This window comes from Paucibacter hankyongi, assembly GCF_037482915.1.
GTDB lineage: Bacteria > Pseudomonadota > Gammaproteobacteria > Burkholderiales > Burkholderiaceae_C > Paucibacter_A > Paucibacter_A hankyongi.
The window spans coordinates 133,409-146,378 of record NZ_JBBHJX010000012.1 but is presented as its reverse complement, the minus strand read 5'-3'; the positions used below and the strand labels follow the sequence as shown (position 1 = coordinate 146,378).

Genomic DNA, 12,970 nt, shown 5'->3' with positions numbered 1-12,970 from the left:
GTCTCTCACCCCTGTCAGGCAAATTCCTACAAGAACGCTGAGTTCGAAGTGCTTCTAGCGGACGGAAGTGGCGTCCGCTGCAGGCAAAGCCGCCAGATTCGTGTCAGGCGACCAGCGTGGCCACGAACTCCAGGCCCAGCGCCTGGTGTTCTTGCATGACCTGAAGCACCTCGGGCATGAAACGCTGGTTATGTTCGATATTGCGCGCCACCACAAAAATCACCCGGCTGTAGTCATCCAAATCCAGAATTCGGCCCTTCTTAGCCGCCAGGCCGATCAAAAGAAACTTGATCAAACCAAAGCGCAAGGCCAAATGCATGAATTCCTCACCCAGGCCTGCGCTCGACTGGCGCGGAAACAAGCCTGCCGCCAGCGCATTGAGCAAATAGTTTTTCAAAGCATGCGGAAAGGCCACCACCGAAGGCAGATAGAAGTCACGTTCGGCACAGCAATAGGCCTCAAGGCTCAGTTCACGGGCGACACCGCGGTTCAATTGCAAGCCTTGGACCAACTCATCCAACAAGGCCAAGAAGGACGGTCGCATGCCCCGCGCGCCATGTTGATCATGCTGATAACGCTGCAGGGCCCCCAGCATCAGGTCGAGTTGCACTTCCTTGGGCACAGCCAAGCCGCCAGTCAAAGCCGGTACTTGCTGCAAGCTATGCGGGCTGATGTAGTCATTCACGGCCTTGGCTAGGCCAGACTCGGCCTCTTCCAAGGGCAATTGCGCCAAGCCCACGACACGGCGAAGAATCAAGCCACTGTAGACCAGCGCTTGCGAGGCAGACAGTTGTGGGGCGCGCACCACCGCCTCGACCACCTGCCCCAGCAAAACTGCATGCTTGCGCACCAAGTCTGTCTCGGCGGCGCTGGGCTCCTTGCGCTGACGGCGCACCGGCACCAGGCTGGGGTTGGCAAAGTCCAAGGTGATGTCCACCATGTCCATCGCATCGTCGCTGGCCATGGCCAGCCGAGCCGCCTCGGGACAACTGAGCGTCGCAACCAAGCCCTGGCGCGACCCATCACGCAAGTAGATGCGGGGGTATTCGGCGCAGGTGCCCGACAAAGCAGCAGCGCCAAGGTTTGACTGAATCTGACACAAGCTGGTGGCGTCCAGAAAGGGGCAACTGTCCCCCAAACGCAGTTTGATTTCTGCGTAGGTCTCAGCGTCGCGTCGGTTCGTCTCGGTCTTGTGAATGTGCTGGCGCATCAAACTGGCCAAGGGCTCGATCTTGACCGCTTGGTAGCGCTGATAGGTGGGCTTGTCGATGGACACCTGCCAATTGGCGCAGCAGGACTCGGGACATGCCGAACCCACGCACTGAAATTGCTTCAAATAGCGCGGCGCTTGTACAACGGGACTGAAACGACCCATGGTCTGAATTCCCTCGCTTCTCGGCCACACCATGAAACGGCAGGCGCGACCGCAGCGCCTCGACTTGGGCGCTGCATCGACTCAAGCGCAAAAATGGCGAGTCATGACCGCTCGCGGTCAACTTATGTGTGTTCGGCCGCTGGAGGCGCTCAGGTTGATACCATGGCGCACCAGAAGGCGCAGAAATCGCGTATTCGCTTCAGCCCAGCAAGGCGTCCAGACGAGACAACTCGGTCATGGCCACCGGCAACAGGTCTGGGGCTTCATGCAACAGGCTGCGCAGAGCATCGCCCTGGAGCAGATGCCGCAAGGTCTGCCGCGCTTCGTCAGCGGCCTTCTGGCCGGACTGTGCAAAAGCCAAGGTATACAGGCTCGCGCCATGATCGGGTGACACTGCCAAGGCCTTGCGGGCATAAGCCTCGGCGTGGGTCAATTCGCCGGCGCTGAGCAGCAAGGCTGCCATATCGCTAAGCAACTCATGCGCCAAGGGCTCCGTCTCCAGCGCATCCTGCAGCAAGGTCAAGCCCTGGCCCAACCGGCCCTGAGCCGCTTCGGCAAAAGCCATATTGCGGGCACGGGCGAGCAAGAAGGCGGCCTCATCGCTGATGCGGTGAGCAGCTTCCTGCGCCACCGAAGGCGGGTTCGACGGGTTCAGCGCCTGTGAATTGGCTTGCGTCATTGCTTGCATGTGATTCTCCGGTTTGAAGTTCAGTCATCGCCCGGGACCACAACAAGTGCAGCAAGTGACCGGACGGGTCATTCAAGATCAGTTCTATCGGGACCGACTCGCTGAAAGCCGAATCGGATCTGCTCGCTTGCTGATCAGGAAGCGCGCGGTGCGCGCGCACGACTCGACAGCAATGGCGCTAACTTTAGGCTCGGTGGACAAAAGCAATCGAGCGAATAAGGCCGCCTAGCTGGCGTTTCTCAAAACCTCTTGCCACGCCCGCCTGCCGAAAACAACTCAGAGCGCATGAACAGGATGCTCCTCCTGCAAGCCCTCCCTCAGCGCCATCGGCGCGCTGCTGTTTCAACAACGCTACTTGTTCCCAAAAGGATTTCGCCCGAGCCAGTACCACCCAGCCTCTAGCGCCGCAAGGCCCGACCGATGACCGCGAATCAGCCCCAAAACTGAACATCCGCAGCAATCAAAGGAACAGGCCAAAAACCCCGGCGCTTATCAACAGATCAAGCCTCTTGACAAACAGCGCTTAAGTTCTTCTTGGCGTTGTCCGATACCACTCTTAACGGGTCTGGAAACAGGCGCGTGGTCCGGTAAGGAGGCCGCTAGTTGAGCACCCCAAATCTTGTGGTGCGGGGCTGCAACGGTTAACTGGCGCCGGGCGAGGCAGGTCAAGGTCGAAAGACCATCAGCCTGTATCCCGGGTGTCCCCATCGGACGCTCGAATCACGTCGGCGCTCAGCCGGGAACTTTTGTAGCTGAAACAGGAGCACATCATGCCCGCAATCATCAATTCCAATATTGCCTCTCTGAATGCGCAACGCAATGTTGCAACTTCACAGAACTCTCTTTCTATCTCAATGCAGCGCTTGTCATCTGGCATGCGCGTCAACTCCGCCAAAGACGACGCTGCCGGCCTCGCCATCGCTGAACGCATGACCGCGCAAGTGCGCGGTATGAATGTGGCGGTGCGCAATGCCAACGATGGCATCTCGCTGGCGCAAACCGCTGAAGGCGCGCTCGGCAAGGTCAGCGACTCCCTGCAACGCATGCGTGAACTGGGCGTGCAGGCCCGTAACGCCACCAACACCACCACCGACCTGGACTCGATTGGCAAGGAATTCGCTGAATTGGGTTCGGAAATTCAGCGGGTGCTGGGCGGCACGACCTTCAACGGCACCGCCATCCTGGGCGGCGGCGCGGGCGGCAAGGACTTTCAGATCGGCGCCAACACCACCGCAAATGACACAGTGACGGTGACCACCACTGATCTGACTGGCGATGCAACCATCTCGGCCGTGACTAGTGACACCATCGACAACACCAAGACTTCCGCCACGCTGAAGACCACGATCGATAACATCGACAAGGCCATCAACACCATCAGCAGCCAACGCGCGACCTTGGGTGCATCGCAAAATCGTTTTGAAGCGGTGATCTCTAACTTGATGGTGTCGGTGGAAAACCAAAGCGCGTCACGCAGCCGCATCTTGGATGCCGACTACGCGACGGAAACCGCCAACTTGAGTCGCTCGCAGATCTTGCAACAAGCAGGCACTGCCATGATTGCGCAAGCCAATCAGATGCCTCAACAAGTCCTGTCGTTGCTTCGATGACCCCGGGCCAGCACCGCTGGCCCTGAGTAAACCCGTCGTCGCAGGAACGGAAAGTCTCACCCCTCCAGCACAAGCCCCTTGACGCCGCCGTCTAGAAATCTTTAGCGATTTTTCAGCGTTCGGCGGCGTCTTTTTCTAAAGAAAGAATTCAAGTCAATCCAAAGTGTCTCCGATAACAAATTCAGCGAGTCCGAGGAAGTGAAAGGACTACGTGGTCCGGTCAGCCGGCCGATTGCGAAAGGCATCAAGCCCCAGTGCAAAGGCAGGACGCGGACGGTGCAGAAGGTGCAGATTCGTCTGTCCAACTGCTGGCAAAGCTGCCTCCTCAAGCAGCCTAGTTATCGAACCGTGAGACCGGGTTTCCGGCAAGTCATAGACACCGAAAGGATTGAAAATGCCCTCCATCATCAACACCAATATCGCATCGCTGAACGCACAACGTAACGCTTCAAATACTCAGCTTTCGTTGGCCACCTCGATGCAGCGTTTGTCTTCCGGCATGCGCGTCAACTCCTCCAAAGACGATGCCGCCGGCCTGGCGATTGCAGAACGTATGCAAGCCCAGGTTCGCGGCATGAATGTCGCAGTGCGCAACGCCAATGACGGCATCTCACTGGCGCAAACCGCTGAAGGCGCGCTGTCGAAAGTCGGTGACGCCTTGCAGCGCATGCGTGAGCTGGGTGTGCAGGCGCGCAATGCCACCAACACCACCACCGACCTGGATTCGATCGGCAAGGAGTTCACCGAGTTGGGCGCGGAAATCCAGCGCGTGCTGGCTGGCACCACCTTCAACGGCAAGGCCATCCTGGCTGCACAGGCAGGCGCCCAAGAGTTCCAAATAGGAGCCAACACCACAGCCAACGACTCGGTCACCGTGACCACAACCGACTTGACTGCCGACGCCAGCATCACCGCGGTCACCTCAGACGTGATCGACAACACCAAGAATGCTGCCACGCTGAAAGCCACGATCGACAACATCGACGTCGCCATCAACACGGTCAGTTCAACACGCGCCACCTTGGGCGCCGCACAAAACCGGTTTGAAGCGGTAATTTCGAACCTGCAGGTGTCAGTGGAGAATCAGAGTGCAGCTCGCAGCCGCATCATGGACGCCGACTACGCCTCGGAAACCGCCAATCTGAGTCGAGCGCAGATCCTGCAACAGGCTGGCACCGCAATGGTCTCGCAAGCCAATCAAATGCCGCAACAGGTTCTGTCCTTGCTGCGCGGCGGCTAAGCCTAGCGCGATCCGCCAGAAGAGTCAGACGCAAAACTGACGCTGACTCCACCACCTCTACTCTCGCTCCGCGGCCCGACTTAACGTCGGACGCGGAGCTTTTTTTTGGCCGTGGTTTTGCCCACTATTCGGGCTTTTGAAACGATCAAGCACTCAGAGAATTTGTCCATCGGGTTGAATTACATGACGAACCCGACGTTCGGAACAAGTGACGGCCAGATAAGGCAGCCATCTTGAAAAGGCCGGGCGGTTAAGCAAGTGCATAGCCCCAGGGACAGTGCTTGCAGTAAGACGCCGGCTCGACCGGAAGTTAGCGGAACAAGTAGGAGTGCTCAAATGCCCCAGACCATTAACACCAATATTGCCTCGCTGAATGCGCAGCGCAATCTCAATATGTCGCAAGGCTCCCTTGGGGTGTCGATGCAGCGTCTGTCCTCGGGTATGCGTGTCAACTCCGCCAAGGATGACGCCGCCGGCCTGGCGATTGCCGAACGTATGCATGCCCAAGTACGCGGCATGAATGTAGCGATCCGAAACGCCAACGACGGTATTTCGCTGGCTCAAACAGCTGAAGGCGCCTTGGCCAAAGTCGGTGACACCTTGCAGCGGATGCGCGAGTTGTCGGTCCAGTCTCGCAACGCGACCAACACCACCACCGACTTGGACTCCATCGGCAAGGAGTACGGCGAACTCGCGAATGAAATCACGCGGGTGCTGGCCGGTACCACCTTCAACGGCAAGAAAATCCTCGGTGCCGATGCCACCTTGCCGCAGGAATTCCAGGTCGGCCCAAACACCGGGGCAGAAGACACCATCGTCGTGTCGACATCGGACTTAACCGCCGACGCCACCGTGCTTGCGGTGACCGGCTCTGCCATTAACAATGCGTCAGACACGGCTGCCCTGAAGGTCGTGATCGACAACATCGACATTGCGATCAATACCATCAGCAGCCAGCGCGCCACCTTGGGTGCGTCGCAAAACCGCTTCGAGGCCGTGATCGCCAATCTGCAGGTGTCGGTGGAAAACCAAAGCGCGGCACGCAGCCGCATCATGGATGCCGACTACGCGTCGGAAACATCCAACCTCAGTCGCACGCAGATTCTTCAGCAGGCCGGCAATGCCATGGTGGCGCAGGCAAACCAGCTGCCGCAGCAGGTTTTGTCACTGCTCAAAGGCTAAGTTTTTGGCCCGAGGTGTCTTTGCGCCCTCAAGTTTTTCAATCAATTGGCCGATAGTGCACTTGCCTATCGGTCTTTTGTACTTTCAGCGCTTTTTGGAGCATTCTCATGCCTAGCATTACGTCGGCGGGAATCGGCAGCGGCCTTGATATCGAGACGCTGATTGGCAAGTTGGTGGCCGTTGAGCGCACGCCGATCAATCAACTCAAGACCCGCACCGACAAACTCCAAACCCAGTTGTCGTCGTATGGCAAGGTGCAAGCCGCACTCTCGGCCATGCGCGATGCCGCAGGAAAGCTGACTTCGGTGGGCACTTGGGGAGCCAATTCGGGCACGTCAAGCGACACCAGTTCCGTCACCGTTACTCCCGGGGCGGATGCTCCTGCCGGCAATATTGCGGTGCAAGTCAACCGTCTGGCCACCGCACAATCGATCTCCAGCAAAGTGCTCCCCAGTACGGGCCCCATCGGCCAAGGCCGCATCACCATCGAACTGGGCAAATGGGTTGAAGCCCCTGCCCCCGCACCCGGCCAGCCGGCCGCCCTGCCCGGGTTCGAGGCCAAAGCCGGGGCCACGGCGGTCTCGTTCGACGTGATTGACGGTGCGAATTCATTGAGCCAGATCCGTGACAAGATCAATAGCTTAGGCGCCGGCGTTCAAGCGTCCATCGTCACCGACAGCAGCGGCTCACGCTTGGTCATGCGCTCCACTGAAACTGGCGAAACCAATGGCTTTCGTGTCAGCGTCTTGGATACAGATGGCGTCATTGACAACGACGGCTTGTCTTCGCTTGCCTACGATCCAGCCGGCGATATGGCGATCATGAAAAAAGACCAGGCTGCCGGCAACGCCAGCGTCTTGCTCAATGGCCTGGCAATTGACTCTCCCACCAACACCTTGAAGGATTCCATTCAGGGCCTGACGATCGGCTTGGTCAAAACCACCAGCAGCGAAGTGACACTCTCCATCGGCGCCGACAAGGAAGCCATCAAAAAGACCATCAACGACTTCATGACCGCCTACAACACGGTCGCGACCTTGATGCGGGATCAAACCAAATACGATGCTGGCAGCAAGACCGCCGGGCCCTTGCAGGGCGACACCTCGGTGGTCAGTGTGAACTTTCAGATGCGCACGGTCGCCTCGGGCTCGACAACCCTGGGCGGAAAATTCACCCGACTTTCAGATATCGGTCTAGACCCCAGCGCCGACGGCACACTCAAGCTCAACAGCACCAAGCTCGACGCGGCGGTGGCCGACTTGAGCAGCCTGAAACAAATGTTCATGGGCACCGACAGCGGCAATAGCAGCAACAACGGGCTGGCCCAACAGTTGCGCAGCTTCGCGGACCAAGTGTTAGGCGTAGATGGCCGCATCACCACCCGCCAGGCTGGGTTGAAAAAGAGCATCGACGACAACGGCAAGGCCTCGGAACGACTAGAGACCAAGGTCGGTTTGACCGAAAAACGGCTGCGCGCCCGCTACACCGCACTGGATGTGCAGATGGGGCAACTCAGCGGCCTGTCGACCTATGTGTCTCAACAGATGAAAAATTTAGTGGGGCAGGGATAGCACGGCGAGCCCGACTGTCCGATACACCAACTATCCCATGCAAAGCGGCCTCTTACGAGGCCGCTTTTTCGTTGGTTAGCCGAAAAAGCCCCCTCTGCAGACACACGTAGCCGATCCATTGGCCTTGACTAGACCCTGCCCGAATCCGAGCTCTCCTGCCCAGAGTGGGCAGAAATCACGCCCGTCACAAACACTTTCAAAACGAGCCCGAAAGTCGTACGCACAAGTCGCTCGCGTCACTCAAGTTTGCGCCTGCGAGGTCGAAAACTAAAACAACAAGGCCCTAATCGAAAGAACTCTATGTACGGCAACTCAGCGTCCCCTTTTGCATCGCGTACCCAACGGGCCTCGATGTACCGCAAGGTGGGCCTGGAAACTGATGTCCAAGCCGCCAGTCCTCACCGTCTGGTCAGCATGCTGTTTGACGGCGTGTTCGATGCGATGAACCAGGCCCGCAGCGCCATCGAAACCGGCAACACCGAATTGAAGAACCGTTCGCTGAGCCGCGCCGTGCGGATTCTGGACGAAGGCCTAAAGGCCAGCCTGAATATGCAGGCCGGTTCGCTGGCCACCGACTTGAACGAACTCTATGCCTATCTCTGCATGCGCTTGACGCGTGCCAATCTGCACGGTGACGCCGCGGCCATCGAAGAGTGCCAACGCATCCTCACCCCCGTTCGGGAAGCATGGACGGCAATTGCCCAAGCGCCTGAAGTCCAACGTGCGGCTTAAGCGCCAGACCCAAAGCCCCTATTCACCCACCTTACAGTCTCCAGCGGAACTCGCGATGAATACCCAACTCCTGAGCTATTACGAAGCCATTGAGCAAGCCAGCGCCGATATGTTGTGCGCCGCCCGCACCGGCAATTGGGACGAAGTGGTCAAGCTTGAAGGTGCTTGCGTGTTGCTGATCTCCCAGCTCAAGCATGCTGCCGCCAGCGAAAAACTCGCCCCGGACGAGAACAAGCTCAAAACGCGCATCATGCAACGCATCCTGGTCAATGATGCTGAGATTCGCCATCTGGCCGAGCCTTGGCTGGATGACCTGAATCAGGTGCTGACCGGCAAGAGCAAAACCCTCCACTGAAGAGGCTCCCGGCCGCCGGCGGCTCGGCCGCTGGTAGCCCAGCCGCACGCATGAGCAGCCATAGCCACACCGCCCCCAATCCCAAGTTCGCTCCGTCCGATACGGCTGATAGCCCGATCGAACCGAGCGAATTTCGCATTCAAACTCAGACCGAGATCCTCGCCTATTTGCGCATCTTGCAAGCCCAGGCTTGCCGAATCGACCTGCGAAGCCCAAACGGTCAGGGACTGGGCGCCCGCTTGATAGCCATCGATGAAAAAGCCTCGACCTTGGCTTTTGAGAGCTTCACACCGCTGATCGCCGATAGCGGCGAGATTGGGGTGCAAGCCCTGCTGAATGGCAACGAAGTCACCGCTGTCGCCTATCTGGATCAGGTCCGACTGCAGTTCGACTTGGATGGGCTGATGCTGGTGAGCGGCAAAGACAAGGACAGCGAACTGCGCGCACCTTGGCCGAGCCAGATGTACCGCTTCCAGCGCCGCCAAGCATTCCGGGTTCGGCCCAACACACGCACGCCCCACGTCAAGCTGATCGATCCTGCGGCGCCGGACCAGGAGTTGCGCCTGCGCATCTTGGACGTGAGCCTGGGCGGCGTGGCCTTGCTGCTGCCGCCCGAGGTGGCGCCTGTCCCGACAGGCTTTGAATGGGCCAGCGTTCAAATCGAGTTGGACCGGGAAACCCGCTTCAGTGCCGGTCTGCGCTTGCAATCGGCCCGGCCCAGCGCCGAGGCCGGCGCCGGCAGTCAGCTCGGCCTGCTCTTTGTGAATCTCAGCACCGACTCGCAGCTGCGCCTGCAGCGCTTCATCGACCAGACTCAAAAGCTGGCGCGCATGTTGAGCAAAAAGGCGACCTGAGCGGAGCGCTCTGCCCCAAGAGAACGCGCGACGGCCTCGCTCTGCAGACCCAGGCAAGGCCCGCCACGCGCAAGCTCAGACTTGCATATTCATGATCTCGCTGTACGCCGAAACCAGCCGGTTGCGCACCTGCAGCGTGGCCTGGAAGCCAAGCTGAGCTTTTTGCATCGCCACCATGGTTTCTTCCAGGCTGACGGTGGGGTTGTCCAGTTGCACCTCACGCTGCAGCCTTGAGGCCTCGGTCTGCGAGGCGCTGACGCTCTTCATGGCTTGCGCCATGGCATCACCAAAGCTCGCCCCGCCCACCTCACGGGTCTTGGCCAGGGGCTGACCATTGACAGCCAGGCCGGCGCGGGCAGCGGCTTGGGCGAAATCAAACGGTTTTAGCTTCAGGTCCATCACAACTCCGTGGGCGCCCCCAGCAGAGCAAAGGCCGCTGGGACGATGGGATGAATCCTAGGCATTTGTTCACGCTTTGAAGGCGCGAACTGCGGCCCCTTCCTCGGCTTGTTCGCCGCTTTCTTGAGGGGGCAAATCCGAATAATTCATCACATCGGAAAGCTCCGCAGGCCCACCGTGAAGGAACTCTCGATCGGACCCGCCTGCATCTGCCCACTCGCTCACGCTCTCTCACCTGCCGCCCCATGGACAACGCCATCAGCCCCGCCGTCACGACCCTTCCGCTGGTGAACAGCAGCGAAGGCTTCGGCGCACGTCTGGCCGCCATGCCAACGCGCAGCAAGATCATGATGGGCCTGGGCCTGAGCATGCTGGCCGGCGCGGTTTTGGCGATCACGCTCTGGAGCAACCAGGGCGACTTCCGCCCGGTGTTCACCGGTTTGTCGGACAAAGACGGCGGCGCCGTCATCAGCCAGCTGACCACGCTGAACGTGCCCTATCGCCATGAGGCCGGCGGCACCATCTTGGTGCCCGCGGGTCAGGTTTACGACGTACGCATGAAGCTGGCTTCGGCCGGTTTGCCCAAAGGCAGCACGGTTGGCTTCGAGTTGATGGACAAAACCTCCATCGGCCAAACCCAGTTCAATGAACGCCTGAACTTCCAGCGCGGCCTGGAGGGCGAGCTGACCCGCACCATCACCGCCCTGGCCGACGTGGCCGACGCGCGGGTGCACTTGGCCATGCCGCAGCAAAACGGTTTCTTCCGTGAGCAGCAAAAGCCCAGCGCTTCGGTGATGCTGACCCTGCGTGGTGGCCGCACGCTGGACCGCGCGCAAATCGCCGGCATCGTTCACCTAGTGTCGGCCAGCGTGCCCGACTTGGCGCCCAAGGCCGTCAGCGTGCTGGACCAATCGGGCGCCCTGCTCTCCAGCCAGTCCAACGACAACGGCACCGGTCTGGACAGCCAACAACTGCAATACAAGCAGCAGATCGAAGCCAATTTCAACAAGCGCATTTATGAGCTGTTGGAGCCGGTGGTGGGCCGCGAGAACCTGCGTTCCACGGTGACGGCCGACGTCGACTTCTCGCAGGTCGAATCCACCGCCGAAGAATTCAAGCCCAACCAAGGCCAGAACGCTCAAGTTTCGGTGCGCAGCTCGCAGACCAATGAATCCACCAACGGCAATCCGGCCATGCCCACAGGCGTGCCCGGCGCGGCCGGCAATCAGCCTCCCGCCCCCGCCACCGCCCCCATCACCGGGCAGGCTGCGCCGCTACAAGCCGCGGGTGCCGGCGGCGGCAGCGCCAGCAGCCGTCGTGAGGCGGTGACCAATTTCGAACTCGACAAGACCGTGCGCGTGACCCGCAATGCCACCGGCAATGTGCGTCGCCTGAATGCCGCCGTGGTGCTGAACCACCGTAGCACCACCGATGCCAAGGGTAAGACCAGCACGGCCGCCGTCTCCCAAGAAGAGTTGGACAAGCTCAGCGCGCTGGTGAAGGAAGCGATGGGCTTCAACCAGGAACGAGGCGATTCGCTCAAGGTCATCAGCGCCCCCTTCATGGTGGACAAGCAAACCACGGTCGACGCGCCGCTGTGGAAGCAACCCTTTGTGGTCGACATGCTGCGCGCTTCCGTGGTGCCCTTGGCTCTGGTCGCGGTGGCTTTGATCGCGGTCTTCGGCATGGTGCGCCCGGCCATCCGTGCGGCCTACCCGCCGCCAGCACCGCCCGAAGAGAAGACCGAACTCAACGCCGTGGTCGACGACGACAACGAATTGCCTGTGGTCCTGGGCCCAGGCGGACTGCCGGCCCTGGAGGCCCCGGCCGTCAACGACAAGCTAGAGCGCGCTCGCCAACTGGCCAAGGACAACCCAGTCGCGGTGGCCAACATCATGCGCAACTGGATTGCTGGCGAAACCGACTGAGCGACCGCTCGCACTCACCTCACACAGAACAAGATCATGGACGACAAAGGTGTAGAAGACGCAGCCATTTTGCTGATGTCACTCGGCGAGGAAGAAGCGTCCGAGGTGTTCAAGCATCTGGCGCCGAAGGAAGTGCAAAAGCTGGGCGAAACCATCGCCAAGCTGAAGGTGGTCGGGCGCGAAAAGGTCGAACAAGTGCTGACCCGTTTCGACAAGGTCGCCGAGACCCAGAGCACGCTGGTGTCCGACACCGATGAGTATGTGCGCCAAGTGCTGCGCAAGGCCCTGGGCGAAGACAAGGCAAACTTGCTGCTGGACCGCATCCTGCAAGGCAGCGATGTGTCCTCGATCGAAAGCCTGAAGTGGATGGACGCCGCCTCGGTGGCCGAGCTGCTGCGCAACGAGCACCCACAGATCATTGCCGCCATCCTGGCACATCTGGACTTTGACCAAACCAGTTCGGTGTTGCGCGTCTTCACCGAGCGCCAGCGCAACGAGGTCTTGGTGCGTATCGCCACGCTGGACGGCATCCAGCCGATGGCCTTGAAGGACCTGAACGAGGTCATGAGCCAGGTGCTGGCCGGCGGCGAGCGCATGCGCAAATCCTCGCTGGGCGGCGTCAAGACCGCAGCCGAAATCATCAATATGTTGGGTTCCAGCGTCGAGGCCTCGGTGCTGGATTACATCCGCGAGGCCGACGCCGAGCTGGCCCAAAAGATCATGGACAACATGTTCACCTTCGACGATCTGGACAAGATCGACGACAAGGGCATCCAGGCCGTGCTCAAGGAAGTGCAGAGCGAGTCGCTGGTGGTGGCCCTCAAGGGTGCCAGCGCCGATCTGCGCGAAAAGATCCTGCGCAATATGTCGACACGTGCGGCCGAAACGCTGCGCGAAGACCTGGAATCGCGCGGCCCGGTGCGCCTCTCCGAAGTGGAGAGCGAGCAGAAGGAAATGCTCAAGATCGTGCGCCGACTGGTCGACGAAGGCACCATCGTGCTGGCTGGCGGCGGCGACGACCAGTTCGTCTGAATCT

At 59.9% G+C, this 12,970-nt stretch carries 12 protein-coding genes; 9 read left to right on the top strand and 3 right to left on the bottom strand.

The window, feature by feature from the left end; genetic code table 11:
- Positions 1 to 103: 103 nt before the first annotated feature.
- Positions 104 to 1,375 carry a flagellin lysine-N-methylase gene (gene fliB / locus WG899_RS16960; RefSeq protein WP_339596832.1) on the bottom strand — a complete coding sequence of 424 codons (1,272 nt, stop codon included), beginning with the start codon at positions 1,373 to 1,375 and terminating at the stop codon, positions 104 to 106.
- Positions 1,376 to 1,574: 199 nt separating this feature from the next.
- A complete protein-coding gene (locus WG899_RS16955) occupies positions 1,575 to 2,063 on the bottom strand; it encodes a tetratricopeptide repeat protein (RefSeq protein WP_339596831.1) in 489 nt (162 codons plus the stop codon).
- Between the two features lie 770 nt (positions 2,064 to 2,833).
- Between WG899_RS16955 and WG899_RS16950 the strand changes: the two genes are divergently transcribed.
- The 7 genes from WG899_RS16950 to WG899_RS16920 all read left to right on the top strand — a co-directional run bounded on the left by WG899_RS16950 (position 2,834) and on the right by WG899_RS16920 (position 9,607).
- On the top strand, positions 2,834 to 3,673 hold the full coding sequence (locus WG899_RS16950; protein ID WP_339596830.1) for a flagellin N-terminal helical domain-containing protein: 840 nt from the start codon (positions 2,834 to 2,836) through the stop codon (positions 3,671 to 3,673).
- Positions 3,674 to 4,067: 394 nt separating this feature from the next.
- Positions 4,068 to 4,913 carry a flagellin N-terminal helical domain-containing protein gene (locus WG899_RS16945; protein ID WP_339596829.1) on the top strand — a complete coding sequence of 282 codons (846 nt, stop codon included), beginning with the start codon at positions 4,068 to 4,070 and terminating at the stop codon, positions 4,911 to 4,913.
- Between the two features lie 336 nt (positions 4,914 to 5,249).
- Positions 5,250 to 6,095: a flagellin N-terminal helical domain-containing protein gene (locus WG899_RS16940; RefSeq protein WP_339596828.1), complete on the top strand. Its 846-nt coding sequence runs from the start codon at positions 5,250 to 5,252 to the stop codon at positions 6,093 to 6,095.
- A 107-nt stretch (positions 6,096 to 6,202) separates the two neighbouring features.
- Entirely contained in the window at positions 6,203 to 7,666 is a 1,464-nt protein-coding gene (fliD, locus tag WG899_RS16935; RefSeq protein WP_339596827.1) for a flagellar filament capping protein FliD, read from the top strand.
- A gap of 300 nt (positions 7,667 to 7,966) precedes the next feature.
- The gene (gene fliS, locus WG899_RS16930) at positions 7,967 to 8,398 is read left to right on the top strand and encodes a flagellar export chaperone FliS (RefSeq protein ID WP_339596826.1); all 432 of its coding nucleotides are present in this window, start codon (positions 7,967 to 7,969) and stop codon (positions 8,396 to 8,398) included.
- 55 nt (positions 8,399 to 8,453) lie between these two features.
- On the top strand, positions 8,454 to 8,753 hold the full coding sequence (locus WG899_RS16925; protein ID WP_339596825.1) for a flagellar protein FliT: 300 nt from the start codon (positions 8,454 to 8,456) through the stop codon (positions 8,751 to 8,753).
- A gap of 50 nt (positions 8,754 to 8,803) precedes the next feature.
- On the top strand, positions 8,804 to 9,607 hold the full coding sequence (locus WG899_RS16920) for a flagellar brake protein (RefSeq protein WP_339596824.1): 804 nt from the start codon (positions 8,804 to 8,806) through the stop codon (positions 9,605 to 9,607).
- A 75-nt stretch (positions 9,608 to 9,682) separates the two neighbouring features.
- Here WG899_RS16920 and fliE read toward each other — a convergent pair whose 3' ends face one another.
- The gene (gene fliE / locus WG899_RS16915; protein WP_339596823.1) at positions 9,683 to 10,006 is read right to left on the bottom strand and encodes a flagellar hook-basal body complex protein FliE; all 324 of its coding nucleotides are present in this window, start codon (positions 10,004 to 10,006) and stop codon (positions 9,683 to 9,685) included.
- A gap of 245 nt (positions 10,007 to 10,251) precedes the next feature.
- Between fliE and fliF the strand changes: the two genes are divergently transcribed.
- Both fliF and fliG read left to right on the top strand, forming a co-directional pair.
- Positions 10,252 to 11,934 (top strand): flagellar basal-body MS-ring/collar protein FliF, encoded by a 1,683-nt coding sequence (gene fliF, locus WG899_RS16910; protein WP_339596822.1) that lies wholly within the window; start codon positions 10,252 to 10,254, stop codon positions 11,932 to 11,934.
- 36 nt (positions 11,935 to 11,970) lie between these two features.
- Positions 11,971 to 12,966 carry a flagellar motor switch protein FliG gene (gene fliG, locus WG899_RS16905; RefSeq protein ID WP_339596821.1) on the top strand — a complete coding sequence of 332 codons (996 nt, stop codon included), beginning with the start codon at positions 11,971 to 11,973 and terminating at the stop codon, positions 12,964 to 12,966.
- Positions 12,967 to 12,970 lie beyond the last annotated feature (4 nt).

Bases quoted from the DNA above. Each gene is read 5' to 3' on its own strand.
- fliB (WP_339596832.1), bottom strand. From the start codon at position 1,375: ATGGGTCGTTTCAGTCCCGTTGTACAAGCGCCGCGCTATTTGAAGCAA.
- WG899_RS16955 (WP_339596831.1), bottom strand. From the start codon at position 2,063: ATGCAAGCAATGACGCAAGCCAATTCACAGGCGCTGAACCCGTCGAAC.
- WG899_RS16950 (WP_339596830.1), top strand. From the start codon at position 2,834: ATGCCCGCAATCATCAATTCCAATATTGCCTCTCTGAATGCGCAACGC.
- WG899_RS16945 (WP_339596829.1), top strand. From the start codon at position 4,068: ATGCCCTCCATCATCAACACCAATATCGCATCGCTGAACGCACAACGT.
- WG899_RS16940 (WP_339596828.1), top strand. From the start codon at position 5,250: ATGCCCCAGACCATTAACACCAATATTGCCTCGCTGAATGCGCAGCGC.
- fliD (WP_339596827.1), top strand. From the start codon at position 6,203: ATGCCTAGCATTACGTCGGCGGGAATCGGCAGCGGCCTTGATATCGAG.
- fliS (WP_339596826.1), top strand. From the start codon at position 7,967: ATGTACGGCAACTCAGCGTCCCCTTTTGCATCGCGTACCCAACGGGCC.
- WG899_RS16925 (WP_339596825.1), top strand. From the start codon at position 8,454: ATGAATACCCAACTCCTGAGCTATTACGAAGCCATTGAGCAAGCCAGC.
- WG899_RS16920 (WP_339596824.1), top strand. From the start codon at position 8,804: ATGAGCAGCCATAGCCACACCGCCCCCAATCCCAAGTTCGCTCCGTCC.
- fliE (WP_339596823.1), bottom strand. From the start codon at position 10,006: ATGGACCTGAAGCTAAAACCGTTTGATTTCGCCCAAGCCGCTGCCCGC.
- fliF (WP_339596822.1), top strand. From the start codon at position 10,252: ATGGACAACGCCATCAGCCCCGCCGTCACGACCCTTCCGCTGGTGAAC.
- fliG (WP_339596821.1), top strand. From the start codon at position 11,971: ATGGACGACAAAGGTGTAGAAGACGCAGCCATTTTGCTGATGTCACTC.